Here is a 26,107-nt window from a genome sequence, read left to right as displayed (position 1 = left end):
CAGGTGGTGGCACGAGAAGCGTGGATGCGCCGGGCAGCGCTGTACGCGGCTTCCGGCGGATTCCTGACCGTGGCTTTCAGCGTGCTGGGCGCCCACGACGCAACTGCGGCACCGGCGGTGAAACCACCGGTGGCGGTCCCCAAGGCGGTCAAGGCGGCCACGAAACCGGTCGCGACGGCGAAGCGCGTGGTGAAGCCGAAGGTGGCGGCCAAGGTAGCGGCCAAACCGGTGGCCAAGAAGGTCACCAAACCGAAGCCCGCCGCCAAGACCAAACCCAAGCCGAAAGCCGCCCCTGTCGCCAAGGCCGCCATCGCGGCGGTCGCCATCGGCAAACCCAAGCCCGCACCGGCGAAACCCGCACCCGCCAAGGTCTCCCAGCCGCTGAAGCGCGCCGAGTCGAACGCCCAGCGCCAGGCCAAGACCGACCAGCAGTACCAGGCCAAGAAGAAGACCGCCGCCGACCTCCGGAAAACCGCACCCGCCCGCACCGCGTACACCGAATCCCAACGCGGCGGACCACCCGGCACGGCCGCGAAGAAGACGACCACCACCGCGAAACCCAAAGCCGCAGCGACCACCCCGAAAGCACCGAAGGCCAAGCCGCTACCCCAACCCCTGCGCCAAGCCGAAGCCGACGCCCAGCGCCAAGCCAAAACCGACCAGCAGTACCAGGCGAAGACCCAGAAGACCCGAGAACTCCAGAAGACCGCACCCGCCCGCACCTCCTACACCGAATCCCAACGCGGCGGACCGCCCGGCACCGCCCAGCGCAAGCAGGCGGAGAAGACGACTCAAGACCTGAAGCAGACCGCCTCCGCGCGCGCCGCCTACGCGGAAAGCCAGCGCGGCGGCGCACCGGGAAGCGGATTGACCCGGCAGATCGCTACCGCGAAGGAGAAGGCGGACAAGCTGGGCGCGGCCAAGGACAGCGGGCCCAAGGGGTCGGCGCGGGCGTTCGAGGCGACGCAGAAGCTCGCCGCGGACGCCAAGTCCGAGGTCGTGCGGTTGGAGGGGCAGAAGCAGGCCAACGGTCAACGGCAGGAGAAGGCCCGCGAGACCAAGCGCCAGGAGCAGGCACGGGCGGCGCAGGCGCAGGTTGACTACAACGACTCGCAGGCGGGCAGACCCGTTGGCGAGCGGACCGGGCTGGTGGTGGAAACGGTCGCGCCCGCCGTCAGCCGGGTGACCAACCCGAAGACCGGGGAGGTCAGCCTCAACAACTTCCGGATCGGGAAGGACGCGCCGTCGCAGGAGCAGCTCATCCCGCTGCTGAGCGAGAAGGCCAAGTCCGACGCGAAGGCGTGCCCGACCGGTGAGTGCGACGCGGCACGGTCGAAGTACCTCGGTTGGAAGACGGCGGAGAACGTCGCCGACCTGTGCACGCATTCCGCCGTCGAGTGCAGCGACGACTTCGAACTGCGGGTGGCCGCCACCGTCTCCAACAGCGGCATCCAGCCCGTGGACGCCGATGACGCCCAGCGGCAACTCATCGCACAGGGCCTGGCGGCACCGATCCCCAGCTTGAAGGGGCCGCCCACTGGCCCCCTGCCCAAGGGGAGTCCCCCACCTCCGCCCGTGCCGGAGCCGCGCTCGGCCGCTCCGCAGGTGGGTTCGGCCGCTCCGCAGATGGGCGTCCCCGCGGTCCCGCGTCCGCAAGCCCCACCAGGCGCGGGCGCGAAGACCGAGGGTCCAGCGACCAAGGGGAACACCGCACCGCCGCAGGGCCCTCCGCCCGCGGCAGGGCCGAACCAGGGCAGGCAGCAACCGGACCGACCGAACGGCAACGTCGTCGAAGGGGAGCGACTCCGGGCGCAACTGGCGGGTCAACAGATCGCGGGCGGACACGCGTACGCCAAGCACGTGGTCAAGCAGGGTGAGTTCCGCGGCCTTCACACGCGTTCCGACCTGGCCGGGATCGTCGAGACGACGATGCTCAAAGGTGAGGCTCGCACGCTGACCAACGGCAGGAGCGCGTACTGGTACAAAGGCGTCATGGTGATCAGAGACCCCAAGTCCGCCGACGGGGGTTCGATCTACCCACCAACCCTTGGCAAGCAGTACTTCCTGGACCTGAAGTGAGGATGATCGATGGACGTCGTCGAGGTGCAGCACGACCGGGCTGTTTTGGCGCTCGGGATCACCGAAGTGCACGCGCTCATGAACTCGATCAACGAAGCGTTCGAAGCCGTGGAGGACTGGGAGTTCTCCATCCGGTTCGGTGTGGAGAAGGATTTCGTCAAAGCCTTGTGGACGCAGCTCGACGAGGTGTCCAAACGACTGGACGCGGGATGAGATCGGTCCTGCGGGGCACGGCCACCACGAGGAGGTAACCGTGCCCGGTGCGTCAGAATGGGCCCCGCGATGGTGACTCCCGACGAAGACCCCCTCCCGCTCGCCACCGGTCCCGTGGCGGTGGTGTACGCGGCTGGACAGGACGCGCTCAAGGTGTTCCCCGGTCCGCTCGACCGCCGCACCCGAACAGCCCTGGACCACGAGATCGGCGCGTGGCAACGGATTCCGGCCACGGTCGAGGTGCGTGGTGTGGAGGAGATGCGGGACGGGCGGGTCGTGGTCCGGGTGGAGTTGTGCCCGGACTCGTTGGTCGACCGGGTACGGCGGGAGGGGGTGTTGGCGGCGGACGTCGTGGTCGACGTCGCCGGGCGGTTGGGCAGGGCTTTGGAGACGGCGCACGCGGCCGGGTTGGTGCACGGGGGTGTGGCGCCGGGGAACGTGTTGTTCCGGGTGAGCGGGGAGCCGGTGCTGGCCGATGGCGGGCTGGTGCTGCGCGGGGCTTTTCCGGTCGAGGCGTCGGTGGAGTTCGCGGCACCGGAGACGGTGCGCGACGCGGTCCGCGACGCCCGGACCGACCTCTACGGGCTCGGCGCGGTGCTGTTCTTCGCCTGCACCGGTCGGGCGCCCCATCCCGCGCGGCTCGGTGAGCGGCCGGACGAGCACGTGCTGCGGGTGCTGGCCGCGCCGGTGCCGGAGGTGGACCGGCCGGATTTGCCGGAGGACGTCCGGGAGCTGGTGCGCACGCTGTTGGCGAAGGACCCGGGACAGCGGCGGCTCGCGGACCACCACCGGGCGCGGGTGCCGGTCGCGGAGGCGAAGCCGGAACCCAAGGCGGAGCACGGCAGGCTGGGGCTGGTGGCCGGGGTCGTGACGGCGTTGGGCCTGTTCGCGGCGGCGCCGTTCCTGCTGCTGCGCGACGACCCGCCGCCGCCCTCCCCCGCGGCGCCGACGATGGACTCGCCTGCCGGGATCGAGCTGGTGGAGGTCACCGACGGCACCGACCACGTCCGGCTGACCTGGCGGAGCCCCCGAGCCGGTCTCGTCTACCTGGTGATCACCGCGCCGGAGGGCAAGCCCCGCGGCAAATCCGCGGAACTGGACGAAACCACCCTCGACGTCCCCGTCGAACCCGGCCTGCGCTACTGCTTCGAGATTCAGGGCAGCGACGGCAAGCAGGTCTACGTGAGCGCGCCGACGGGCATCCGCGGCGCGACCTGCGCGCGGTAGCCGTACCGGAGCGCGGCGCGCGCCCGGACGGGCACCGGCCGCCGGGCGAACTCGGACCGCAGTGCCCGCACCGCCTCCCACGCCTCCTGGCGCGCGTCGACCCCGGCACCCGACCACAGGGTGGTGTCCACGGCCGTCGCCAAGCGCACCAACGCCTCCGGGTCCGGGACAGCGGCGGCCATGTCCCGCACGGTCATCGCGGACGTCACCGGCACACCGTTGGCGCGCAGGCGATCCCGCACCTCGGCCACGGCGTCCGCCACCGTGCCGGAACGCCGACGCCGCCACGTCCGCAGCGCCACCCACGACGGCACCGCGATCAGCCAACCGAGCAGCGCCGCGACGACCGCCCACACCACGATCCGCCACGGCACGCCCGCACCCGGTGCGGTGGCGGGCGGCTCGGCCGGCAGCAGCGGCTCGGCCAGGCCCTCCGCGGGCGGTAGCTCCTCGCGGGCCTGGCCGGTGGCGCCGGGAAGCCCGCCCATGGCGGAGGTCCGCGCGGAACCGGTGGGATCCAGGGCCACCCAGCCCGCGCCCGCCACGGCCACCTCCGGCCACGCGAGCACGTCTCCGTTGCGCACCAGGGAGTTCCGCCCGGAGAACCCCACCACGAGCCGGGCCGGGATGCCGCGGAGGCGGGCCAGCACCACGTACGCGGCGGCGAACTGCTCGCTGGTCCCCTGCTTGTCCCGCAACAGGAACCTCTCCAGCTGCGGCCAGCCGTGTCCGACCGGCAGCGTCCCGGAGTCGACGAGCCGGAAGTCGTCGCGCAGGAACCGCTCCAGCACGAGCGCCGCGCGGAACGACGACCGCATCCCGCCGACCGCCTGCTCGGCCAGTTCGGCCACCCCCGCGGGCACCTCGCCCACCCCGCCGAGACCGCCCACCGCGTTCGCGTCGACCCCCGCTTCGGACAGGGTCGCGCCGTCGACACCGGGTTCCCACCAGGTCAGGTCGTAGGACGTCACGGGTTCCTCGGCCAGCAGCGTGCCGCGGTCCGGCGCGACCAGCGGGTCGGTGCCGGTCACCGTGGCGGGCCAGGCCTGGCTCGGCAGCCACGGCAAGCCCAGTCCCCGCATCCGCACGGAGGCCGACCGGGTGCTGGTCGGCACCGTCACCCCGTCACCGGGCGGCAGTCCGGCCCCCATCCGCCGCAGGTTCCCGCCGGGCGTCCACTCGACGCCGTCGAACTCGTCGAGCACCGCGATGGGCCACCGGTCGACCGGCGTCGCCGAGGTGTACTCGAACAGCGGGGTGTCCGGCGCGCCCAGCCGCACGGCCACCTCGCTGAGCGGACTGGCCACCCTGGCGGACGCCAGCGGCGCGGACTCGTTGTCGCGCAAGGAGAACGCCGGTCCAGCCGGGACGAGGCCCAGCAGCACGGCGCCGACCACGCCCAGCGCCACCGCGGCCCAGGGGATCCCCTGGGCGACGATCGCCGCACCGCACGCCGCGAACGCCACGGCGGCCACGACCGCGGGCGCACCGCCCGCCGCGGCGTAGGTCTGGCTCAGCCCCGCCACCGCCAGCGCGGGCAGCAGTGCGACGAGCGGAGCGCGCACCCGGTGCAGCAGCTCGACCCCGAACACCGACGCGGCCAGCACCAGCAGCGGGACGAACACCACGGCCTCGGGATCCGGCCGCACCGGCCAGGTCGACCGCAGCACGTCCCGCCACGCCTCGGTCGCGCCCACGACGAGCGCCCCGACCGGGTCGGCCGGGCGCACCGCGGCGAGCAGTCCCACCAGCCCGGCGACCACCGCCAGCACCGCGCGCCACGACGCCCACGGGCACCACACCGCCACCGCGAAGGCGGGCACCGCGCAAGCGACGAGCACCAGCGCCAACGGCCACACCCCGAACACCGGCACGAACAGCAGCCCTGCCACCGAAGCCGCCAGGAAGACGGCGACGACCCGCGTCACGACGCCACCACGTTCCACCGCCGCACGGCTTCCACGGCCAGCGACTCCCGAACCACTCGCGCGCCGACGACGTCACCGGGTGAGCCCAGGGAGAACACCACATCCGGTCGCAGCCGACCGATCGCGTCGAGCGGACCCGCCGTCACGACGACCAGCCCACCCCGCGGCCGGGGCGGCAGCGAACCCGCGCGCACACCGAGCACGCACAGCTCGTCCAGCAGCCGCTGCGCCGCGGACTCGCCGCCGCGCGCGCTCACGTCCACCCCGCACGGGGTCAGCAGCCCGCAGTCGTGCCCGGCGACGGCGCCCGCGTGCAGCAGGGACGCGGCGATCTCGACGGCCTCCTCGAACCCGCGCTCGTGCCGGGTGTCCAGCAGCAGGGTGAACCGCGGCTGGTCGGGGTCCGCGTAGTCGCGCACCATCATCCGGCCGGTGCGGGCGGTCGCCTTCCAGTGCACGAGCCGGACCTCGTCGCCGGGCACGTACTCCCGCACCTCGCGCAGCTCCGACGACCCGCGCGGCGACCGGTCGGTGGTCGCGCCCTCGTGGTGGAAACGCCGGTGGCCCACGGAGAAGGGCCGCGCCGGGTGCCGCCGAGGATGTACCCACAGCGTTGCCGTGCCGCCGGTGTCGACCAGGCAGCGCGCCAGCCCCAGCCGGTCGGACTTCTCGATGACCAGCGGTCCCACGGTCATCCGGCCTCGTTCGGTGGTCGGCAGTTCGTAGCGGTGGACGGCGTCGGCGCGCACGACGATCCGGCGCACGTGCGGACCGCAGCGGTCGCACGCGGTGAACCCGCCTCCGGCGCGCCGGACGTCGAGCCGGGCGAGCGCGGGCCTGCCGCGTTCGACGCGGTCCGGGTGGACCGCGCGGTGGACGTCCACGTCGGGGCGCCTCGCGGCCGTGGCGAGCGCGGCGACCACGGCGCCCACCAGGAGTCCGGCCATGGCGAGGAAGAACGGGTAGCCGAACCGGAATCCGGCACCGCCGCACAGCACCGCGGCGACGAGCACGGCCGTGCCGCGCGGGGTCAGGCGGATCGGCCTCATCCGGCGGTGACGGGCACGGCGACCGCGTCGAGCACCTCGGCCACCACCGAGGCCGGCTGCCGTTGGCCCAGTTCGGCGTCCGGGGTGAGCACGAGCCGGTGCGCCAGAACGGGTTCGGCCACGGCCTTGATGTCGTCCGGTGTCACGAACAGCCTGCCGTCGGTCGCCGCGACGGCCTGCGCGGCGCGCACCAGCGCGATGCTGCCCCGCGGGCTCGCGCCCCACCGGACGGCCGCGTGCTCACGGGTGCCCGCCGCGATCCGGACCGCGTACTCGCAGACCGCCAGGTCGATGTGCGCCGCGCGCACCTCGGCGATCGCCGCCTCCAGTTCGGGGATGCCGACGACCGCGGTGAGGTCGTCCGCGCTCACCTGGGCGCAGTCGCTCATGACCACGAGCACCTCGGACGACAGGTCGGGGTAGCCGACCGACAGCCGCATGAGGAACCGGTCGAGCTGGGCCTCCGGGAGGCGGTAGGTGCCCTCCATCTCGATGGGGTTCTGCGTCGCCACCACCAGGAACGGGCGCGGCACCTCGTGCACCACCGAGTCGACCGTGACCCGGCGTTCGGACATCACCTCCAGCAGCGCCGACTGCGTCTTCGGCGTGCCGCGGTTGATCTCGTCGGCCAGCACCACGTTGGCGAAGATCCCGCCGGGGTGGAACTCGAACCGCTCGGCGTTCTGGTGGTAGACCATCACGCCGGTGACGTCGCCGGGCAGCAGGTCCGGGGTGAACTGGATCCGCTTCCACGTGCCGCCGACGCTGCGGGCGAGGCAGCGCGCCAGGGTGGTCTTGCCCAGCCCCGGCACGTCCTCCAGCAGCAGGTGCCCCTCGGCCAGCAGGGCGGCCACCGCCAGGCGGACCACCTCGGGCTTGCCGCGCACCACGCGCTGCACGTTGTCGGCGATCGCCTGGTACACCAGGGTCGACTTGGGCGGGGTCAACGGCTCTCCCAGAAGTAGTGGTTGGACTCGACGCCGCCCGCGGTCACCCAGAACGTCTGGTCGCGGCCGCTGAACGGGAACCGGTCGTCCACGATCAGCGTGCCCTCGCCGTCGGTGGTCAGCTCGGCGCCGATGTTGGTCCGACCCCATTCGCTGGCGTAGGGGTCGATCTTGTAGGCGGTGTTCGGCGCGAAGCCGCGCATCTCGATGTAGGGGAACGCGCAGTTGGGCGCGTTGCACGTGTCGGTGGTCGTGGACGCGCCGCGCGAGACGGAGATGGTGGCCACCGAGCGCGGTGTCGCCGACGTGGAGGCGCCGGGCCCGCGGCCCGCCCGGTTCTCCGCGACGACGGTGAACGTGTAGCCGGTGCCGTTGGCCAGCCCGGTGGCGGTGGCGGAGCGGTCCCCCGGCCCCGCGGTCAGGGCGCCGCCGTTCCACGTCAGGTGGTAAGCGGTTACCTCCGCGCCGTTGTCCGTCGCGGTGCCCCAGCTCACCAGCACCGAGCCGCCTCCGGCGACCGCGCTGACCCCACCCGGCGCTCCCGGCGGTCCCACGGGCACGACCGGCGGCGGCGGAGGCGGTTCCTGAGTCCCGGTGGTCGGGTCGGTCGTCGGTGCCGGCGCGACCGGGTTCTCGGACGTGGGCGGCGGAGGCTCCTCGGCGGTCGGCGGCGTGGTCGACGGGCTGGTGGTCGGCTTCCCGACGACGGGCACCTCGGTCACCTGGCCACCGGGATCGACCACCAGGACGTTGCGCCCCTCCCCGCCCTCGACGTAGACCCGCGAGTCCTCGGCCTTGGTCAGCCGCGGTGTGCCGCCTTCCTGGGGCACGGCCCTGGTCCCGCGCTTGGTGCCCGCGCTGTCGTAGGTCACCAGCGTCCCGCTCTTGTGGTCGAGCAGCGCCACCGTCGAACCGGTCGTCTCCGGGCCGGTGTACTGGCCCTCGTCCAGCCGCACCACGACGTTCTCGGCGGCGGGCCGGTTCCCGACCAGCGGCGCGGCGTCCACGAGGTAGAGCGTGCCCGCGGGGTCGAGGATCGACACGCGGCCGTCGACGTCGCCGGAGGCCACCCTGGTCGCCTCCGGCACGTCGGTGCCCAGCGGCCGCGGCTGGCCGAGTCCGTTGGCCTCCACCAGCCGCATGGTGTCGGCCGTGGTGTCGACGAACAGCGGCTTGCCGCCCACCACCGTCAGCCCGCCCGCGTGGCCGGCCGGGACCGAGGCCGCGCAGGAGGGGACGGTCGCGTCCTTCGGCAGCTGGCACAGGTCGCCGGTGTCGACGCGGTGCAGCCACAGCGTGCCGTCGGCCGTCGCGACGGGGTTGCCGAGCTTGCCCTCGACCGGCACCCGGACCTGCTTCTCGCCGAGTCGGACCACGACGCCCATGTCGCGGTAGACCAGGTAGGGGCCGCCGTCGACCTCCACCTGCACCGGTGTCTCGTCGCTCGGCGCTTCGGTGGTGCTCTCCACCCGCAGCGTGGACTCGCCGAACTCGGTGATCCGGCCGCCGCCGATGACGTACCCGCTGGTGCCGCCCTGCACGACCGCGCTTCCGGGTTCGGCGCCGGGCACCGGCACCTCGGCGTTGACCTGCTTGGTGGCGCCGTCGATGTGGAAGACCGTGGCCAGCGGACCGTTGAGCACCCAGTGCCCCGGCTTGAGGAACTCCAGGCCCGGCACGCCCGCGGAACCGCCGACCGCGACGCCGACCACGACGACGCAGATCGCGGTGAGCACGGCGATGGGCGCACGACCACGCCACTTGGCGGAGATGTGCATCGAACTCGACCCCCTGGTGTTCGACCCCGTAGCGTAGGACACCCGATACAGAAACGGTCCAACTTTGGTACGCCGCCGATTCCTGCTGTGCGCCGCGGTGTCGGCCGCGGTCCTCGTCGCCGTCGTGGTGCTCACCGGCGAGCCCGACGTCCCGGTCGGCGCGCTCCCGGTACGCCCCGCGATCGCCGGTTCGCTGCGGCTGGAACCCCCGCTGCCCAAGGCGGGCCAGGAGGTCGTCGTGCACGCGACGCTCGTGGCGGACCGGCCGATCGCGTTGCGCGCCCTGACCGTGCGGGCGCAGGACGCGGGTGGCGCGGCGCACCCCTTCCCCGAGATCGGCGACCAGCGGCTCGACACCTCGCCGCGCGAGATCACCCTGCGGCAGGCGTTCCCGGCCGCAGGCGTCTACACCTACTACCTCGCGTACCGGCTGGACGGCGACTGGGTGTCACTGGGCCCGTGGGAGACGGTCACGGTTCGCTGACCGGCAGGCTCAGCTCGAAGATCGCGCCGCCCTCCTCCGCGTTGAACACGCGCAGCGTGCCGCCGTGGGCCAGCGCGACCCAGCGCACGATCGACAGCCCCAGCCCGGACGAGCCGCCGCTGCCGGTGAACCGGTCGAAGGCCTCCTCCGCCGCGGCCGCGTCGATGCCGAGGCCGTGGTCGGCCACCGTGACACGACCGTCGGCGACGGTGATGTGCACGATCGCCTCGCCATCCGGCCTCCGGCCGTGGCTCAGGGCGTTGGACAGCAGGTTGCCCACCGCGCGCTGCACCAGGTTCGGGTCGACGTCGACCTTGGTGGGCGCGGTGGTGACGGTGACCCGCGCGCCGTGCGGGGGCGTCTCCTCGACCACGCCGGCCACCAGCTGGTCCAGCCACACCGGCTGGATCGCGAGCTGCTCCACGCCCGCCGCGAGCCTGGCCCGCACCAGCAGCCCGTCGATGATGCCGCCCATCCGCGCGGCCAGCCGGACGGTGCGCGGCAGCAGGTCGGCGTGCTGGTCGGGATGTCGCAAAGCGGTCTCGGCCAACGCGCGCAGCGCCGCGACCGGGGTCCGCAGGTCGTGCGCCGTCTCGGCCAGCAGCACCTCCTGCTGCTCCAGCGCCGCCGCGGCCGGGCGGATGGCGCGGCCGGACAGCACGTGCCCGGCGACCCCGAGCGCCAGCACCAGCACGGCGCACCCGGCGACGACCGTCCACAGGACGCCGAGGTGCCGCGACCGCTCAGGGCCGAGGTCGGACACCGCGACGATCGCGCCGACCACGCTGCCGTCGTTGGTGCGCAACGGTTCCGCGCGCACCCGCAGGCCGTCCTTGGTGCCCGCGACGGTCTTCCCCTCGGCCACCGCCCTGGTCGCCAGCGCGCTGAGCACGCCGACGTCCGCGACCACGCAGGCGCGTTGGCTGAGGTGGCCGCGGAACTCGCCGGGCGCGCCGCCGGGCAGGATCACGAACTGCGGGCACTCCCGGTCGACCGGGTCCACGACGAGGTCGGTGGTGACGAGCGACTGCCGGTAGTCGACCAACCTGCTCGCCACGGCGGTGACGCGGTGCAGCTCGGCGTCGAGCCGTTCGGCGCCCTGCTCGGCGTCCTCGCGGACGACGAGGAACGCCAGCACCAGCAGGCCTGCGGTGTTCATGGCGGTGAACAGCACGGTGAGCAGCCAGCGCAGCCCGCGCAGCCGGGCGGCGCTCACGTCGTGCCCAGCCGGTAGCCGTAGCCGACGACGGTGTGGATGAGCCGCGGCTCGCTCAGCTTGCGGCGCAGCCGCACCACGACCACGTCGACCACGTTGGCCATCGGATCGGACTCGGTGTCCCAGCAGTGCTCGATCAGGTCCGCCCTGGCGACGGCGCGCCCGGCGCGCGCGGCGAGGTGCTCCAGGACCGCGAACTCCTTGCCGCTCAACGTGAGCAGCACCCCGGCGCGGCGCACCTCGCGGCGGGCGCAGTCCACTTCCAGGTCGTCGTGCCGCAGCACCGGGGGTCTGCCGCCGCCCGCCCTGCGGCACAGCGCCAGCACCCGCGCGGTCAGTTCGGCGTTGGCGAACGGCTTCACCAGGTAGTCGTCGCCGCCGTGCGCGAAGCCGTCCAGCCGGTCGGCCACCGAGTCGCGCGCGGTGAGGAACAGGACCGGGACCGCCCAGCCGTCGCGGCGCCGGGCGCGCACGTGGTCGACCGCGTCGCCCTCCGGGAGCATCCGGTCGAACACGACGCAGTCGTAGCCGTTGTCCGCCAACGCCCCGTCCGCGTCGGCGATGCCGCCCGCGGTGTCGACCTCGAGGCCCGCGCCGCGCAACTCCCCCGCGACCGCCACCCTGAGGTCCTCGTCGTCCTCGACCACCATCACGCGCATGGCACCGCAACCTAGCCGGTCGGACGCCGTCGCGGCGGCGCACTACGGTGGGCGGGTGCGGATCCTGGTGACCGAGGACGACGAGGACCTGCTGCTCTCCGTCGCGGTGTCCCTGCGGGGCAACGGCTTCGCGGTCGACGTGGCGCGCGACCTGGCGGGCGCGGACGAGGCGCTGGCGGTCAACTCCTACGACTGCGCCGTGCTCGACCGGATGGTCCCCGGCGGCGACACCCTGCGGTACGTCGCGGAACGCCGACGCCTCGGGTTCGACCTGCCCGTGCTGTTCCTGACCGCGCTCGGCGGTGTGGGGCAGCGCGTCGAGGGGCTGGCGGTCGGCGACGACTACCTGGTGAAGCCGTTCGCGGTCGACGAGCTGGTCGCGCGGGTGCGCAGCCTGTGCAGGCGGGGGCCGATCAGCAGTCCGGTCGTGCTGCGGCACGGCGACGTGGAACTGGACCAGGGCAGGCGGGAGGTGCGGCGCGGCGGGGTGCTGCTCACCGTGACGCACAAGCAGTTCCTGGTGCTGGAGCTGCTGCTGGCCAACGCCGGGCGAACGGTGCTCCGCGCCGACCTCATCCGGTACGCGTGGGACGAGCACCTCGACCCGACGTCCAACGTGCTGGACGTGCTGGTCGGCCAGCTGCGCCGCAAGCTGCACGAGCCCCCGGTGGTGCACACCGTGCGCGGAGTCGGCTACCGCGTCGGCTGACCCCGCGGATGGCGGGCTCCTCCGGGTCGTCACGGCCACGGCCACACCGGGCGGAACCCGTGCCACCGCTGGCGCGCGGCGGCGTTGTCGTCGATCATTCGTGCCGGACCGAGCGCGTCCACGGAGTACTGGAGAGGAACGGGACATGGGTCGACGACGAGTCCTGGTCACCGGCGCGTCCCGCCCCACCGGCATCGGCGCGGCCACCGCCGCGGCGCTGGCGGCACGGGGCGACGTGGTCGCCGTGCACGCCCGCGCCGACGTGGAGGCGGCCGAGGCCGTGGTCGCGAGCCTGCCCGGCGAGGGGCACACCGTGGTCGTGGCCGACCTGGCCGACCCGGACCAGGTCGCCGGGATGGTCGACCGGGCGATCGCCGTGCTGGGCGGGATCGACGTGCTGGTCAACAACGCCGCCGTGTACGTCGGCCACCCCATCGCCGAGACGTCCTACGCCGAATGGCAGTCCGTGTGGCGGCGCACGCTGGACGTCAACCTGGTCGGCACGGCCAACACCACCTGGTGCGTGGTCGACCACCTGCTGAACCGGCGGGAGGGTCCGGAGGGCGCGTCGATCATCATGGTGGGCTCGCGCGGCGCCTACCGCGGCGAACCCGTCGTGTCCGCGTACGGCGCGAGCAAGGCGGGAATGCACGCGTTCGCGCAGTCCATGGCCGTCGCGCTGGCACCGCACGGGATCGGCGTCGCCGCCGTGGCGCCCGGTTTCACCGCCACCGACATCGCCGAGGAGCTGCTCCAGGGCCCGGAGGGCGACGCGATCGTCGCGCAGCACCCGTTCGGCAGGGTGGCCGCCGCCGCCGAGATCGGCGCCGCCGTCGCCTGGCTCACCTCGCCCGAGGCGCGGTGGGCCAGCGGCACGGTCCTCGACCTCAACGGCGCCTCCTACCTGCACTGACGACCGGGCCTACCGCAGGTTGTGCTGGTCGAGCCACGTGGCGATGGCGGCGGCCACCGCCTCGGGCTGGTCGTCCGGGGTGTGGTGGCCCGCGACCAGGTCGTGGTCGGCGATGTCGAGGTGGGCGATGGTGTCCGCGCACCAGCGGATCATGTCCGGGCCCATCATCGTGCCGTAGCCCGGTTTGAAGGTGATCAGCAGCTTCGGCACGTCGACGCTGGCCGCGAGCCAGTCGTCGTAGGCGGTGATCCTGGCGACGACGTCGGCGGGCTCCCCGTCCAGCGGCATCGCCCGCGGCCACCGCAGCAGCGGGACGCGGCTGGCGCGGGTGGGGTAGGGCGCGCGGTAGGTGGCGAGGTCCTCCTCGGTGAGTCCCGGCGTCAGCGCGGGCAGCGATTCGAGGAAGACGTTCCGGTCCAGCATCATCTGCTCCCCCACATCGGGGGTCCGGAGCGCGCGGAACAGATCGCGGCCGCCTTCGGGGAACTCCGCCCAGGTCATCGGTTTCACGATCGTCTCGGTGAAGGCGACGCCCCGGACCCGGCCGGGGTGGCGGGTGGCCCAGTCGAACGCGAGCGCGCCGCCCCAGTCGTGGCCGACCAGCACGACCTCGTCGAGGCCGAGGACGTCGAACCACGCGTCGAGGTAGCGGGCGTGGTCGTCGAAGGTGTACTCGACGTCCGGCTTGCCCGACTCCCCCATGCCGATCAGGTCCGGTGCCAGCAGGCGGTTGGGGCCGCCGACCGCGGGCATGACGTCGCGCCACAGGTACGACGAGGTGGGGTTGCCGTGCAGGAACACGATCGGCGCGCCGGCGCCGGTCTTGCGGTGGAACATCGTCGAGTCGAGAACGTGGTTGGTGGGCAAGGGAAAGCCTTCCGCGTCTAGAGTGCGAACCGGCGGCGGGCGGTGCCGCCGTTCGTGATGGCGGAACGCTATTCCCCGTGGGACGGCAGGTACCTAGGGGAAAGTACTGGGAGAAGCGATCATTGTGACCGACAGCACGGCCTGGGTGGCTCGCGCCGGCGTGGCGCCGGAGCAGGCCTGTCCGATCACCCCGGTGGTCGACATCGTCTTCAGCCGGTGGACCACGCCGATCCTGTGGGCGCTCAAGGAGTACGGCCCGCTGCGGTTCGTGGAACTGGAGCGCCGCATCAGCACGATCAGCCCCAAGGTGATGACCGAACGGCTGCGGCGGCTGGAACGCGACGGGCTCGTCGTGCGCACCTACCACGCCGAGGTGCCGCCGCGGGTCGAGTACGCGATCAGCGACCTGGGGCGCAGCCTGGCACCGCTGTTCGCGACCCTCGCCGAGTGGTCGGTCAACCTGGGGGAGGTCGAACAGGCCCGGCTGGCGTACGACTCGCGCGAACCCGCCCGCCGCCGACGCGCCTGAGGCTGCGGTCAGCCGATCCCGACGGGCCCGCGCACCGGGCAGGTCGCGCGGGAGACCTCCGGGTCGTCCACGAGCCGCGCGGCACTCCGGAGCCGACGAAGCCGGCGGCCCCGGTCAGGACGGCGTGTCACCCACCGTTGTCCGCTCCGCGTCACCGCCGCAACCGACCGCGTCTCGGGCTCCCGCTCTCCACGAGCGGTCGTCGTCCGCGGAGTCGGGCCCCTCCGAGTCGGCCGGTGCCGCTTTCCCCTCCGACGTGGGCGCGACCGGTTCCGGCGGAACCACCGGTCCGACAACCGGAACCCGGCGGCGCGGCGGACGCACGGCGGTCAGCGGCAGCACCGCGCCGCCCAGGGCGAGGACCAGGAGCCCGCCGACGAGGAGCGCGGCCGAGGCGGGCCGCAGAGCGGGCACCGAGGCCCGTGCGGACAGCTCGGTGTCGACGACGCGGGAGCCGTCCGGGTTCAGCACGGCCACGACCCACCTGCCCTCCTCCGCCTGCCACGACGCCGTTCCCGTCCCGTAGGCGACCCAGATCGGCCTCGCCGCGGGCTCGCTCGGCGCCGGGCCGCCGTCCTGGTGCCGGCGCCCGATCGCTGTCCCGTCCACCCGCAGCTCGTCGTAGTCCACGCCCGCGAGGTAGTCGGCCACGTCGTCGGCCGCCCCGATGCCGACGAACACGTCGCGGTCGACCTCCAGTTCGACGACCCCGAGCCACTCCTGTCCGATCGGGACCCCGACGTCGGTCCACCGCATGTCCACCGGGCCGAGCACCAGCGCGTACCCGCTGGTGCCGAACGACTTCGCGCCCGTGCCGAGGAACCCGTCGTCGTCGCGCCAGGTCGCGTCGACCCACAGCCCGAGCGACCCCGCGGCGGCGAGGACCGATCCGAGGACCACCAGCAGCGCGCCGACCACGGCGGCGGTGCGGCGACCGGTCCACCCGCCCGCGGACGCGTGAGGACCGGTCACCGCGCCGCCGGTGTCCGGGCGCGCCCGCGGGTGATCATCGGTCATAGAGCCAACCTACGCGGAGAACGGCACCCGGAAAGTGCCAGTTTCCAGGCGGGGCGCACCCGCCGTCAGCACCGGCTTCCCGTCGTGCGGCGAAGCGCGGGCGCGAACACGCCGACCCGGATCCGGATACGCGGGCCGCTCATTCGGCTAGCCTATGGGAGCGCTCTCACGTTATCGTGGAAGCGCTCCCATCAGATGCCGACGCGCCTGTCCACCAGACAAGACCCGAACCGGCGAAGGCGTTCGGCTCCCCGGCCGACGACCTGGAGCCGCAGTGGAGTGCACCTCGTGACGACGCCCCGCACGGACACCGGCGGCACCGGCGGACCGCCCGCCACCGCGGTCGCCGCCCGCACCCGCGACACCCGTCCGAAGTGGGCGCCGCCCGTCGACACGGTCACACTGGTCGGGCGGCCGTGACCCACCCGCCCCTCGACCACGTACGCACGACCCGCGGCGACACCGCCACCGCGGCCCCGACATCCCCGGAGAACCACATGGACCACGACCTGCCGTTCCGCGACGCCACCCGACCGATCGGGGAGCGCGTCGCCGATCTGCTGGGACGCATGACCCTGCCGGAGAAGGTCGGGCAGATGACGCAGCTGGACTCGCGCGAGGACCTGGAGTCCCACGTGCTGCGCAAGCACGCGGGCTCGATCCTGCACACGTCGCCCGAACGGGTGCTGCGCGCCCACGAGCTGACCGCCACCACGCGCCTGCGCATCCCGCTGCTGGTCGCCGAGGACTGCATCCACGGCCACTCGTTCCACGAGGGCGCGACGATCTTCCCCACCCAGCTCGGCATGGCCGCGACGTGGAACCCGGACCTGGTCGAGAAGGTGGCCCGGACCACCGCCGTCGAGGTCGCCGCGACGGGCGTGCACTGGACGTTCTCCCCCGTGCTGTGCATCGCGCGCGACCTGCGGTGGGGCCGGATCAACGAGACGTTCGGCGAGGACCCGGTGCTCATCGGCGAGCTGGCCTCGGCGATGGTGCGCGGCTACCAGGGTGACGGCCTCGCCGACCCGACCGCCGTGCTCGCCACGGCCAAGCACTTCGCCGGGTACTCGGAGACGCAGGGCGGCCGCGACGCCAGCGAGGCCGACCTGTCCCGCCGCAAGCTGCGCTCGTGGTTCCTGCCGCCGTTCGAGCGGGTCGCCCGCGAGGGCTGCCGCACGTTCATGCTCGGCTACCAGACCACCGACGGCGTGCCGATCACCGTCAACTCGTGGCTGCTGGACGAGGTGCTGCGCGGCGAGTGGGGCTACACCGGCACGCTGGTCACCGACTGGGACAACGTCGGCCGCATGGTCTGGGAGCAGCGGGTGCAGCCGGACCTCACGCACGCCGCGGCGGCCGCGGTCAAGGCGGGCAACGACATGATCATGACGACGCCGAAGTTCTTCGAGGGCGCGCTGGACGCCGTCGAGCAGGGCCTGCTCGACGAGTCCGACGTGGACCAGGCCGTGGGCCGCGTGCTGTCGCTGAAGTTCGAGCTCGGCCTGTTCGAGAATCCCCGCCGTCCCGACGCCGAGCGGCAGCGGGCCGTCATCAACCACCCGGACCACGCCGCGCTCAACCTGGAGGTGGCCCGCCGCTCGCTCGTGCTGCTGCGCAACGACGGCGTCCTCCCGCTGGACCACGAGGCCTCCCGGACGCGGCGGGTCGCGGTCGTCGGGCCGCTGGCCGACGACGCCCAGACCCAGCTCGGCGACTGGGCGGGCTCCTCGGGGCAGGTCGACTGGCTGCCCGACGGCCATCCGCGCGAGCTGATCACCACGGTGCTCGACGGCCTGCGCGGCCTCGTGCCCGACGGCTGGGAGGTCGCGCACGCGCCCGGCGCGGGCATCCTCGACCTCGCCCCCGACCCGGAGGGCGACACGTTCCCCGACGGCCAGCCCCGGCCGCAGGTGGTCGTGCCGCGCGCGCCGGACGAGGGCCTGATCGCCGAGGCCGTCGCCGCCGCCCGTGACGCGGACCTCGTGGTGGCCGTCGTCGGCGACCGCATCGAACTGGTCGGCGAGGGCCGCTCCACCGCGACGCTCGACCTCGTCGGCGGGCAGACCGCCCTCCTGGACGCCCTCGCCGCGACCGGGACGCCGCTGGTCGTGGTGCTGCTGGCCTCCAAGCCGCTGGTGCTGCCGCCCTCGGCGCTGACCGCGTCCGCCGTGCTCTGGGTGGCCAACCCCGGTATGCAGGGCGGCCGGGCGATCGCCGAGGTGCTGCTCGGCCTGGTCGAGCCCAGCGGGCGCCTGCCTATCTCCTTCGCGGGCCACGTCGGCCAGCAGCCCACCTACTACAACCAGGTCCGCGGCCAGCACGGCGTCCGCTACGCCGACCACACCCAGGACCCGGCGTTCGCGTTCGGCGAGGGCCTGTCCTACACCGAGGTCGAGTACTCCGACCTGCGCCTGGACAGCTCCGTCCTCGGTGCCGGGGACCACGTCCGGGCGACGGTGACCGTGCGCAACACCGGCGCGCGGCCGGTCCGCGAGACGGTGCAGGTGTACGTCAGCGACGTCGTCACGTCCGCCAGCTGGGCCGAGAAGGAGCTCAAGGCGTTCCGCCAGGTCGACCTGGAGCCGGGCGGGAGCGCGGCGGTGGCGGTCGACGTCCCCGTCGCCGACTGCTCCATCGTGGACGCGCGGGGCGTGCGGGTCGTCGAACCGGGCGACTTCACCCTCCTGGTCGGCCCCTCGTCCCGCGACGCGGCACTGCTGCGCGCGGGCTTCACCGTGAAGGGGACCGACTGACCCGCTCGCGGATGGGCGCTCCCGACTCGCGGAGCGCCCACCGGCCGGGTCAGTCCGGGATCGTCCCGCCGCCGAACACCAGCACGGTGGCGGGCGCGTCGCCGGTCGGGACGACCAGTCGCTGCGACCGGAGGTCCAGCCCGGTCTCGTCCGACACGACGAGCGGCCGTCCCGGCTGGCGGAAGGTGATCGACAGCCTGCCGTGCCACGTGGCGATGTCCAGGACGTCCTCGGCCGTCCTCCGCACCAGGGTGTCGACCAGGTCGCCGACGAGCGGGATGCCGCGGGTGTCGACGTACTTCGCCACGAAGCCCGGCCGCAGGCCGACGATCGCCAGGACCGCGCCGTTCCACCGGTGGCGCGCCGGACCGCGCAGCGTCCAGGAGTGCGGTTCACCACCCCTGTCCAGCTCGAACTCGGTGGTCGTCCCGTTGTCGGTCACCCTGGCCCGCGACCAGGCCGGGGCGAAGTCGAACCGGGTGTCCGGGGGCCGCGGGCTCAGAGCACCACCAGCAGTCCGAAGACCAGCAGCACCCCCATCAGCAGCAGCGACACCAGGATCCTGGTCCTCGTCCCGACTCCCGTCCGCGCGACGGAGGCCGACTCCGGTTCCGGCGGCCGGGACAGGGCTTTTCCCCGGCTCACCGGGAGTTCGACGGGTGCGTCGCCGAGGCTGTCGTCGAACCGCTGCACGAGCAGCGCCAGCGGTCCGGTGTCGGGTTCGCGCAGCACCGGGTAGCCCGCGAGGCCGTCGTGGACGTCCGGCTCCAGGCAGTAGTTGGCCACCACTGCGCGCCCCTCGGCGCCGTGCAGCAGCTCGCCGATCCGGTGCACGAAGGCGGCGCGGCTCGCCGTCCCGTCGACCGCCCCCGCCCACCGGTCGGCCGTCGCGACCGGCGACGGGGCGACGTCCCGCGCGCGCAGTTCCCGCACGGCGGTGTGGAAGCCGGTGGTCACCAGCCGCCCCGTCCGGTCGTCCGTCGCGGTGCGCCACTCGGTGATCGTCCGGGAGTCCTGCGGGAACGCCGCGGAGAACGTCCGGCTCACCTCCGCCGCTCCCCGCTCGGGGTCGAGCCACAGGCCCACCAGCTCGGGCACCCGCGCCACGTCGTCGTCCGGGTCGCCGTGCGCGCCCTCCAGCACGAGCACCATGCCGATGGAGGTGCCCCCTGGGCCGACCATGGTCATCGTGATGGGGGCCAGGTACAGCCGCCACCCCCGCGGGTCGGACTCGACCAGCAGCGACGGCAGCTGGAAGTTCGTGACCGCCTCGTACCGCCGCCACCAGTACTCCCCCGGCGGCTCGCCCAGGAACGCGTACTCCTCGCGCATGCCCCCGCCGCGGGTCATGACGTGGACGCGCATCAGCGCGCCCTGGCCGCTTGGAGGCTTCTCACCCGGCTGGAGTAGGCGCGGCCGGAGAAGTCGTCGACCACGGCGTCGAGCACGCGCAACTGCTCCACCGCCCGCTGGTGCGCGCTGTCGAGCCGCTCGGCCTGGCGGACGTCGGCCGTGTACTCGCCGACCCTGCGCAGCCCGAACCCGCGCAGGGCCGACGTCCTGCGGTCCACGAAGTCGAGCACCCGGTCCTGCCCGTAGGCGTCGACCGCCAGCCGGTCGATCGCGCGGAACACGTTGCCCACCAGCCCCCGGTCGCGCTCGGCCCGGTCGCGGGCGGTGTGCGCGTCCTCCCCGGTGGCCAGCACGTGCTGGTCCTCGGCGGACTTCCGGGCGGCCAGCAGCGTCTTGCACAGCGCGATGAGGACGTCCTCCACGCCGTGGATCGACAGCACCGGCTTGGACCGCACCAGGAAGCGGCCCTCGAAGCGGAGGTGGGTGTCCTCGTCGGGCACCCACATGCCCGACATGCGCTCGACGCAGCCGAGGGTGTCCACCGGGACGTAGAGCATCTCGGTGCCCTCCGCCTCGCCCGCGATCGCGTCGAGCACGTCGCCGTAGACCGAGCGGAAGCGGTCGAACAGCTCGTCCGCGCGGTCGTGGCGCCCGCCGTTGTCGGCGAAGTACGACTCGCACTTGACCGGCACGAACAGCACCAGCGCGGGCGAGTCGGGCTTCCCGGCCCGGCCCCGCGCCCACTTGCGGGCGACCTGGCCGACGTCGTAGGTGTCCAGCACCAGGGGCACGGCGCCGCGCTGCGGGTCGGTGACGGCCTCCATCAGCACGGTCGCGTCGACCGGGACGATCAGCACCGAGCTGCGGACGATGAACCCCTCGACCTCGCCCCACGCGTCCTCGTGGGTGGTCGAGCGGTTCGCCGGGTCGAGCCACCCGCCGGGGAAGTCGAGCATCCGCAGGGCGATGCCGCCCTCCGCCGAGTCGTCCTCCGCGGGCCGGGGGTCGAGCAGCAGCTCGAACGACACCGTGGTGTGGTTGGCGGCCAGCGCGCCCGGCGTGAACCGGCGGGACTGCACGAGGCTGTCCAGCGCCCTGGCCTGCTGCCGCATCTTGACCTCGGTGGCCCGGTCGCCCGCCCGGATCGTCACCCCCGAGGTCTTCAGCAGCCGCTGGCCGTCGCGGAAGATCGAGCTGATCAGGGACGTCTTCCCGACGCGCGACGGGCCCAGCAGGCCGATCTCGAACAGGACTTGGGTCGGCTCCATGACTAGGGGTTCCTCCTACCGGCCAGCGCGCCGGAGATCGACTCGGTCAGCTGGTCGACGCGCGCCGCCCGTGAGCGGGCGCCCTCGATCCGCGCGAACTGCTCGGGCCACAGCCGGTGCCGGTGGGTGCGGGCGAACCTGGCGAACTCCAGTCGCGACCGGCCGGACCTGATCAGCTCGTCCTCGAACTGCTCGACGGCGGCGTGCAGGACCAGCGCGGGCATCACCGCCTCGCGCTGGAGCGCGAGCATCGTCTCGTAGGCGGCCTGCTCGGTCAGTTCGGCCAACCGCGCCTCCAGCACGTCGAGGTCCTCGGGACCGACCCCCACGACCAGCCGGGTCATGGGGTCGCCGGTGATGGGGTCGACGCCCTCCAGGTTGAACCCGTCGAGCGCCGCGCGCACCCTCGGGTGCAGGTGCGTCCGGTACTCCAGGCGGGTGGCCAGCAGGTCGTCGACCGCGTCGGCCAGGGTCTGGCAGGACGCGTCGTCGAGCAGCTCCTTGACCAGCCGCAGGGCGTCGTCGCCCTCCTGCTCCCCCAGCACGGGGCGCAGCACGCCGGTGAACGCGTCCGCCACCTGGTGCCGGGTCTGCCGCAGCAGCGAGTCGAAGTAGGCGTCGAGCCCGCCGAAGCGCTTGCTGATCTCCACCCGCAGCCTGCTCATCTCCTCGGCGATGAACGGGCTGGCGTTGCCCTCCGCGCCGACCTCCAGCAGCGCCTTGGTCCGCCAGTTCTCCTTGCCGAGCCCGAAACCGTCCTCGATCCAGACCCGGATGCCGGTGAAGACCGCCGTCACCGCGTCGACGTAGGCGTCGTTGTCCTCGCCGCCGTCGCGCGCCTGCGCCTGCAACGAGGAGACCAGGGCCCGCAACGCGAACGACACCTGCTCGCGCAGCTCCTTCGACCCCTTGGCGAGCAGCTCGTCGGCGTCGTGGGAGAGGTCCTGGGACCCGCCCTCCAGCGCGGCCAGCGCCTTGCCCGCCTGCTCGGCGGTGGCCCCGGCGCGGTCGGTCGCGGCGGCCAGCACGTCGTCGTCCATCCGCCCGAGCGTGGCCGCCAGGTCCGACAGCAGCGGCAGCAGCACGTGCTCCTCGACGTCGCGCCGGTCCTTGAGCGCGGCTTCCAGCACCTCGTAGTACTGCCCGTCGACGCCCGCGTTCACGTCGGCGAGGATGCGGTCGCGCAGCACCCTGACCCGCTCGGGCTCCTTGCCGGTGTTGAGCACGATCCGCACGTAGTCCTTGGGGCTGCGCACGTCCCCGCGCGCGAGGTCGAGCAGCTTGAGCGCCTTCTGGTCAGCCGTGCCGAAGTAGGTGCTGTCCGCGCTGGCGGCCGTGACCAGCAGCACCACGTCGATCCCGTGCCGCAGGTCCGCGACGTGCCTGCTCTCCGCCCCCGCGGCCAGTTCCCCCAGGCCGGGGAGGTCCACCAGGGTCAGCCGGTCGACCTCCTGGTTGGGGAACGGGCACTCGACGCGGGCCTCGCGCACCGCGAGGTAGCGGCGGTCCAGGACCCCGGCGTTCTCCTCGTCGTTGGTCGGGTAGGCCACGTAGGGGCGCAGGTGGTCCACGTCCACCTCGATGTCCTGCCCGGTCAGCAGGCCCGCGTAGGAGTCGAGCGCGGCCTGCATGCGGCGGATCCGCTCGTACAGGCCGACCGAGCTGTGCTCGTCGACGGCGTCGGCGGACGGGCGCGGGTAGTCCCAGTCGCGGAACTGCCCCAGCGTCACCGGCACGCCGATGATGCCCAGCTCGCGGTGGTAGGGCGCGATCACCTCGGCCAGGAACGAGGCCGTCGTGTGGGTGCTCAGGACCGCCCTGCGCCGCGGCGAGTGGACGATCCGGCTCCGCACCGCCGTCACCGGCACGTCCGGCCCGGTCGGGATCTGCTCCTCGGTCAGCCCGGACACGGTCTGGAGCAGCGTGCTCTTGCCGACCCTGGCCCGCCCGCTCACCCCCACGCAGACCTGGTCCCTCGCGAACCTGGCCTCCACTGCCGACAGCGCGTCCACCGTCCTCGCGACCTCGGCGGCCAGCTCCGCGAGCCGCTCGTCCGAGCCGTCCCCCTCCTCCACCAGCCACGCGACACCCGTCGAGACCGTCCGCCACCGGGCCAGCTCCGCCCGAACGCGGGGAAGCCGCTCCCCCCGCCGGAGCAGGACCTTCTCGATGCGCTCGGAAATCTGCCCCATGCCACCCCTTCGACGTCGAGGACGGGCCGGTGGTCGCACGGCTGACGTCCGCACGCCTCACGGCAAGCGCGTCCCGTCGATCACCGGCCGCGCTGCTGGACCGGCGGACCGGTCCCGGTCGCACCCCTCGGCGACCACGATACGCAGCGTCACGCGGGTAGACGGGATGAAAACATTCCACCGCAAGCGGAATCGGCCGTGCTGAGAGCACGGCCGATCCCGCCACCCGTGTCAGGACCAGGTGACCTCGCCTGCCCGGTCCACGAACCGCCCCGACCCGGCACCACGCCCTTCGGTGGCCAGTCCGACCACCGCGTCCGTGCCCTCGGTCACGGTCTGGTGCCCGCTGTTGCCGTTGAAGTCGGTCGCCGTGTAACCGGGATCGGCCGCGTTCACCCGGACGTCCGGCAGCGCCTTCGCGTACTGGGTGGTCAGCATCGTCAACGCCGCCTTCGACGCCGTGTAGAGCGGCGAGACGACCTTCGACTCCGGCCGCGCCGGATCGTGCGTGTGCTCGAGCGACCCCATGCCGCTGCTGACGTTCACGATGACCGGGTCCGACGACCGGCGCAGCAGCGGCAGGAACGCCGCCGTCGTCCGCACCACCCCCGCGACGTTGACGTCGAACACCGCCAGCGCGTCGGCGCCCGTCAGGCTCGTGGGGTCGGTGAACGGCCCGTGGACCCCCGCGTTGTTGACCAACACGTCGACCAGGCCCTCGTGCTCGGCCACGTCCGCGACCGCAGCGGCCACCGACGCGTCGTCGGTCACGTCGATCCGCACGAACCTCGCACCGAGTTCCGCCGCCGCCTCCTCGCCCTGCTCCGCGTCGCGCGCCCCGACCAGCACGGTGTGCCCGAGTCCGATGAGCCGGCGAGCGGTCTCCCGCCCCAGCCCCTTGTTCGCCCCGGTGATGAAGGTGATCGTCATGCGACCACCTTCGCCCCGCTCGCCACACCGGGCCAGGGACGCCTCGACGGTAGGAACAGCAGTACCACCCGGCCCGCCGCGACCACGGGGAGGATGGACACCATGCCCCCGACTACGGCCGCAGGCCTGGGCGCCACGATCCGCACCTGGCGGGACCGGCTGCCCCCGTCGGCCGCCGCGCTGCCGGTGGGCCGGTCCCGCCGCACGACCGGCCTGCGCCGCGAGGAACTCGCCGACCTGGCCGGTGTCTCGGTCGACTACGTCGTGCGCCTCGAACAGGGCCGCGCCACGACCCCCTCGGCACAGGTCGTCGCCTCCCTGGCCCGCGCCCTGCAACTCACCACCGCCGAACGCGACCACCTCTACCTCCTGGCGAACCTCGCCCCACCCTCGGACGACACCATCTCCGACCACATCCCACCCGGCGTCCACCGCGTCCTCACCCGCCTGACCGACGTCGCGGTCGCCGTCTTCGCGGCCGACTGGCAGCTCATCTGGTGGAACCGCAGTTGGGCCGCCCTGCTCGGCGACCCCTCGACGTCACCACCACGGAATCGCAACTTCGCCCGCGACCGCTTCCCGGTCGACGGCAGCGCACCCCACCTCGCCCGCTGGCCGGTGGCCGACCGGGACCCCGGCACCACCGACGCCGCGGTCGCCTCCGACCTGCGCCGAGCCACCGGCCGCTTCCCCCACGACCCCCGGCTGGCCGCGCTCGTCCACGACCTGACCACCGGGAACGAGCGCTTCGCCGCCCTGTGGGCGAGCGGCACCGTGGCCGCTCACCGCGAGGACCACAAGACCATCGCCCACCCCGCGGTGGGACCGATCGCCATCGACTGCGACGTGCTGACCGACGGCGACTCCGACCACAAGATCGTCATCATGACCACCGCCCCCGACAGCCCGGACGAGACGAAACTCCGCCTCGCCACGCTGACCGGCTCGTTCGCCGACCGCTAGCGGGTGGGTCCAAGGGGGTCGGGTGTCTGGAGACGCGAGGCGAGGGTGCCGGTGATCGGGTTGTGACGACCGACGGTGTGTGGGTGTGTGCTGGACATCTTCACCGCCGACTCGGCACCGGTGGCGGTGTGTCCTGGCCAGACTCCGATCGGGGACGGAAACTACTTCGGTTAGGACTTCGAGCGGGACCCGGATGCGTGCTGTTCCTTCTTGAGTCCGGGTTTTGGTGGTTGTGCTTTTTACCGATGGTCATCTGCTTGCCGGTGACGTTGTCCGCACATGCGTCGGTGTTGCCGCTGGTGGCGGAAGCTGTGGCCGAAGATGTGTTGTCGGCGGCGAATCTGGATGTGTTGGTGGGTGCGATGGCCGGGTTGCCCGTGGAGGCCGAACGGATCCTGGCGGATGTGGCTCGGTCCGCTGAGCCCGCGGGGGTGCGGGCCTTGGAGTTCAGCGGCTGGTTGGGTGCTGAGCAGGGCGAACTGTTGCGGGCGTTGATCGGGCCGTTGGCCAAGCCGCACGCCGCCGATCCCGCTGGCCCGGACACGCGCACCCTGCCCGAGCGTCAGGGTGACGCGTTGGCGGATGTGCTGAACCTGGCTTCGCGGTCGCGGGACTTGCCGATCGAGGCCGGTGAGCGTCCGCACGTCACGGTTACCGTCGACTACAAGACGTTGGTGTCAGGTGTTGGGACCGCGACTTTGGGTGACAGCAGCGTGATCAGCGCCGGCGAGGCTCGTCGGATCGCGTGCACCGCCGGGATCATTCCCGCCGTGCTGGGTGAGCGCAGCGAGGTGTTGGACATCGGGCGGATGTCGCGCCGGTTGACTCCGCATCTGCGGCGGGCGTTGCACCTGCGGGATGGCGGATGCGCCTTTCCGATGTGCGACCGCCCACCGAATTGGGCCGATGCCCATCACATCCGGGAATGGCATCGGAGCGGGAGACCAGTGTCGACAACCTGGCGTTGTTGTGCCGCCGTCATCACGTGCTGATCCACCACAGCAAATGGGAAGTCCGAATATCAAGCGGA

24 protein-coding genes are annotated in these 26,107 nt (G+C 73.1%); 11 read left to right on the top strand and 13 right to left on the bottom strand.

The window, feature by feature from the left end:
* The first annotated feature begins 6 nt into the window (after positions 1–6).
* The 3 genes from RM788_RS50080 to RM788_RS50070 all read left to right on the top strand — a co-directional run bounded on the left by RM788_RS50080 (position 7) and on the right by RM788_RS50070 (position 3,519).
* A complete protein-coding gene (locus tag RM788_RS50080; protein ID WP_315928688.1) occupies positions 7–2,079 on the top strand; it encodes a hypothetical protein in 2,073 nt (690 codons plus the stop codon).
* Positions 2,080–2,088: 9 nt separating this feature from the next.
* Positions 2,089–2,292: a hypothetical protein gene (locus tag RM788_RS50075; protein ID WP_315928686.1), complete on the top strand. Its 204-nt coding sequence runs from the start codon at positions 2,089–2,091 to the stop codon at positions 2,290–2,292.
* A 69-nt stretch (positions 2,293–2,361) separates the two neighbouring features.
* Entirely contained in the window at positions 2,362–3,519 is a 1,158-nt protein-coding gene (locus RM788_RS50070) for a protein kinase domain-containing protein (protein ID WP_315928684.1), read from the top strand.
* Here the strand turns inward: RM788_RS50070 and RM788_RS50065 are convergent.
* Genes RM788_RS50065 through RM788_RS50050 form a run of 4 tightly spaced genes read right to left on the bottom strand, consistent with a single transcriptional unit; the run spans position 3,471 to position 9,221 of the window.
* Positions 3,471–5,447, bottom strand: coding sequence for a transglutaminaseTgpA domain-containing protein (locus RM788_RS50065; protein WP_315928682.1), 1,977 nt, complete (start codon positions 5,445–5,447; stop codon positions 3,471–3,473). The two genes, RM788_RS50070 and RM788_RS50065, sit on opposite strands and share 49 nt — an antisense overlap.
* A complete protein-coding gene (locus tag RM788_RS50060; RefSeq protein ID WP_315928680.1) occupies positions 5,444–6,496 on the bottom strand; it encodes a DUF58 domain-containing protein in 1,053 nt (350 codons plus the stop codon). The genes RM788_RS50065 and RM788_RS50060 overlap by 4 nt, the downstream gene beginning before the upstream one ends.
* Positions 6,493–7,443: an AAA family ATPase gene (locus RM788_RS50055; protein ID WP_315928678.1), complete on the bottom strand. Its 951-nt coding sequence runs from the start codon at positions 7,441–7,443 to the stop codon at positions 6,493–6,495. The genes RM788_RS50060 and RM788_RS50055 overlap by 4 nt, the downstream gene beginning before the upstream one ends.
* Entirely contained in the window at positions 7,440–9,221 is a 1,782-nt protein-coding gene (locus RM788_RS50050; RefSeq protein ID WP_315928676.1) for a fibronectin type III domain-containing protein, read from the bottom strand. Before RM788_RS50050 ends, RM788_RS50055 begins: the two co-directional genes overlap by 4 nt.
* A 64-nt stretch (positions 9,222–9,285) precedes the next feature.
* Between RM788_RS50050 and RM788_RS50045 the strand changes: the two genes are divergently transcribed.
* Positions 9,286–9,705, top strand: a complete 420-nt coding sequence (locus tag RM788_RS50045; RefSeq protein WP_315928674.1) for a hypothetical protein — start codon at positions 9,286–9,288, stop codon at positions 9,703–9,705.
* On the opposite strand, the gene RM788_RS50040 is transcribed toward RM788_RS50045, so the two are convergent.
* On the bottom strand, positions 9,692–10,864 hold the full coding sequence (locus RM788_RS50040; RefSeq protein WP_315934934.1) for a sensor histidine kinase: 1,173 nt from the start codon (positions 10,862–10,864) through the stop codon (positions 9,692–9,694). The two genes, RM788_RS50045 and RM788_RS50040, sit on opposite strands and share 14 nt — an antisense overlap.
* A 53-nt stretch (positions 10,865–10,917) precedes the next feature.
* A complete protein-coding gene (locus tag RM788_RS50035; protein ID WP_315928672.1) occupies positions 10,918–11,580 on the bottom strand; it encodes a response regulator transcription factor in 663 nt (220 codons plus the stop codon).
* Between the two features lie 55 nt (positions 11,581–11,635).
* On the opposite strand from RM788_RS50035, the gene RM788_RS50030 reads away from it, so the two are divergent.
* Together RM788_RS50030 and RM788_RS50025 are read left to right on the top strand one after the other, a co-directional pair.
* Entirely contained in the window at positions 11,636–12,289 is a 654-nt protein-coding gene (locus tag RM788_RS50030) for a response regulator transcription factor (RefSeq protein WP_315934933.1), read from the top strand.
* A 145-nt stretch (positions 12,290–12,434) separates the two neighbouring features.
* The gene (locus RM788_RS50025; protein ID WP_315928670.1) at positions 12,435–13,202 is read left to right on the top strand and encodes an SDR family NAD(P)-dependent oxidoreductase; all 768 of its coding nucleotides are present in this window, start codon (positions 12,435–12,437) and stop codon (positions 13,200–13,202) included.
* Between the two features lie 9 nt (positions 13,203–13,211).
* On the opposite strand, the gene RM788_RS50020 is transcribed toward RM788_RS50025, so the two are convergent.
* Entirely contained in the window at positions 13,212–14,069 is an 858-nt protein-coding gene (locus tag RM788_RS50020) for a haloalkane dehalogenase (protein ID WP_315928668.1), read from the bottom strand.
* Positions 14,070–14,193: 124 nt separating this feature from the next.
* Between RM788_RS50020 and RM788_RS50015 the strand changes: the two genes are divergently transcribed.
* Positions 14,194–14,598 carry a winged helix-turn-helix transcriptional regulator gene (locus tag RM788_RS50015; RefSeq protein WP_315928666.1) on the top strand — a complete coding sequence of 135 codons (405 nt, stop codon included), beginning with the start codon at positions 14,194–14,196 and terminating at the stop codon, positions 14,596–14,598.
* 114 nt (positions 14,599–14,712) lie between these two features.
* Here the strand turns inward: RM788_RS50015 and RM788_RS50010 are convergent, their stop codons facing one another.
* Entirely contained in the window at positions 14,713–15,615 is a 903-nt protein-coding gene (locus tag RM788_RS50010; RefSeq protein WP_315928664.1) for a hypothetical protein, read from the bottom strand.
* A gap of 288 nt (positions 15,616–15,903) precedes the next feature.
* Here RM788_RS50010 and RM788_RS50005 point away from each other — a divergent pair, with 288 nt between their 5' ends.
* A complete protein-coding gene (locus RM788_RS50005) occupies positions 15,904–16,035 on the top strand; it encodes a hypothetical protein (protein ID WP_315928662.1) in 132 nt (43 codons plus the stop codon).
* Positions 16,032–18,371 (top strand): exo-beta-d-1,3/1,6-glucosidase, encoded by a 2,340-nt coding sequence (locus RM788_RS50000; protein ID WP_315928660.1) that lies wholly within the window; start codon positions 16,032–16,034, stop codon positions 18,369–18,371. The genes RM788_RS50005 and RM788_RS50000 overlap by 4 nt, the downstream gene beginning before the upstream one ends.
* Positions 18,372–18,420: 49 nt before the next feature.
* Here the strand turns inward: RM788_RS50000 and RM788_RS49995 are convergent, their stop codons facing one another.
* The 5 genes from RM788_RS49995 to RM788_RS49975 all read right to left on the bottom strand — a co-directional run bounded on the left by RM788_RS49995 (position 18,421) and on the right by RM788_RS49975 (position 24,114).
* A complete protein-coding gene (locus tag RM788_RS49995) occupies positions 18,421–18,813 on the bottom strand; it encodes a hypothetical protein (protein WP_315928658.1) in 393 nt (130 codons plus the stop codon).
* A 56-nt stretch (positions 18,814–18,869) separates the two neighbouring features.
* Entirely contained in the window at positions 18,870–19,736 is an 867-nt protein-coding gene (locus RM788_RS49990) for a hypothetical protein (protein WP_315928656.1), read from the bottom strand.
* Positions 19,736–20,992, bottom strand: coding sequence for a hypothetical protein (locus tag RM788_RS49985; RefSeq protein WP_315928654.1), 1,257 nt, complete (start codon positions 20,990–20,992; stop codon positions 19,736–19,738). The genes RM788_RS49990 and RM788_RS49985 overlap by 1 nt, the downstream gene beginning before the upstream one ends.
* Before the next feature lie 2 nt (positions 20,993–20,994).
* Entirely contained in the window at positions 20,995–23,184 is a 2,190-nt protein-coding gene (locus RM788_RS49980) for a hypothetical protein (protein ID WP_315928652.1), read from the bottom strand.
* A gap of 231 nt (positions 23,185–23,415) precedes the next feature.
* Positions 23,416–24,114 (bottom strand): SDR family NAD(P)-dependent oxidoreductase, encoded by a 699-nt coding sequence (locus RM788_RS49975; protein WP_315928650.1) that lies wholly within the window; start codon positions 24,112–24,114, stop codon positions 23,416–23,418.
* Positions 24,115–24,216: 102 nt separating this feature from the next.
* Here RM788_RS49975 and RM788_RS49970 point away from each other — a divergent pair, with 102 nt between their 5' ends.
* Complete coding sequence (locus tag RM788_RS49970) at positions 24,217–25,077, top strand: helix-turn-helix transcriptional regulator (RefSeq protein ID WP_315928648.1); 861 nt, start codon at positions 24,217–24,219, stop codon at positions 25,075–25,077.
* A gap of 197 nt (positions 25,078–25,274) precedes the next feature.
* Entirely contained in the window at positions 25,275–26,069 is a 795-nt protein-coding gene (locus RM788_RS49965; protein WP_315928646.1) for a DUF222 domain-containing protein, read from the top strand.
* The last annotated feature ends 38 nt before the right edge of the window (positions 26,070–26,107 follow it).

The sequence above is a fragment of the Umezawaea sp. Da 62-37 genome (assembly GCF_032460545.1).
Taxonomy (GTDB): domain Bacteria; phylum Actinomycetota; class Actinomycetes; order Mycobacteriales; family Pseudonocardiaceae; genus Umezawaea.
This window is presented reverse-complemented; position numbering and strand designations above follow the sequence as displayed.

Coding starts and splice junctions, on each gene's coding strand:
- RM788_RS50010 (WP_315928664.1), bottom strand. CDS start 15,615: ATGACCGATGATCACCCGCGGGCGCGCCCGGACACCGGCGGCGCGGTG.
- RM788_RS49975 (WP_315928650.1), bottom strand. CDS start 24,114: ATGACGATCACCTTCATCACCGGGGCGAACAAGGGGCTGGGGCGGGAG.
- RM788_RS50070 (WP_315928684.1), top strand. CDS start 2,362: ATGGTGACTCCCGACGAAGACCCCCTCCCGCTCGCCACCGGTCCCGTG.
- RM788_RS49980 (WP_315928652.1), bottom strand. CDS start 23,184: ATGGGGCAGATTTCCGAGCGCATCGAGAAGGTCCTGCTCCGGCGGGGG.
- RM788_RS50050 (WP_315928676.1), bottom strand. CDS start 9,221: ATGCACATCTCCGCCAAGTGGCGTGGTCGTGCGCCCATCGCCGTGCTC.
- RM788_RS49970 (WP_315928648.1), top strand. CDS start 24,217: ATGCCCCCGACTACGGCCGCAGGCCTGGGCGCCACGATCCGCACCTGG.
- RM788_RS49990 (WP_315928656.1), bottom strand. CDS start 19,736: ATGCGCGTCCACGTCATGACCCGCGGCGGGGGCATGCGCGAGGAGTAC.
- RM788_RS49985 (WP_315928654.1), bottom strand. CDS start 20,992: ATGGAGCCGACCCAAGTCCTGTTCGAGATCGGCCTGCTGGGCCCGTCG.
- RM788_RS50075 (WP_315928686.1), top strand. CDS start 2,089: ATGGACGTCGTCGAGGTGCAGCACGACCGGGCTGTTTTGGCGCTCGGG.
- RM788_RS50035 (WP_315928672.1), bottom strand. CDS start 11,580: ATGCGCGTGATGGTGGTCGAGGACGACGAGGACCTCAGGGTGGCGGTC.
- RM788_RS50025 (WP_315928670.1), top strand. CDS start 12,435: ATGGGTCGACGACGAGTCCTGGTCACCGGCGCGTCCCGCCCCACCGGC.
- RM788_RS50040 (WP_315934934.1), bottom strand. CDS start 10,864: ATGAACACCGCAGGCCTGCTGGTGCTGGCGTTCCTCGTCGTCCGCGAG.
- RM788_RS50060 (WP_315928680.1), bottom strand. CDS start 6,496: ATGAGGCCGATCCGCCTGACCCCGCGCGGCACGGCCGTGCTCGTCGCC.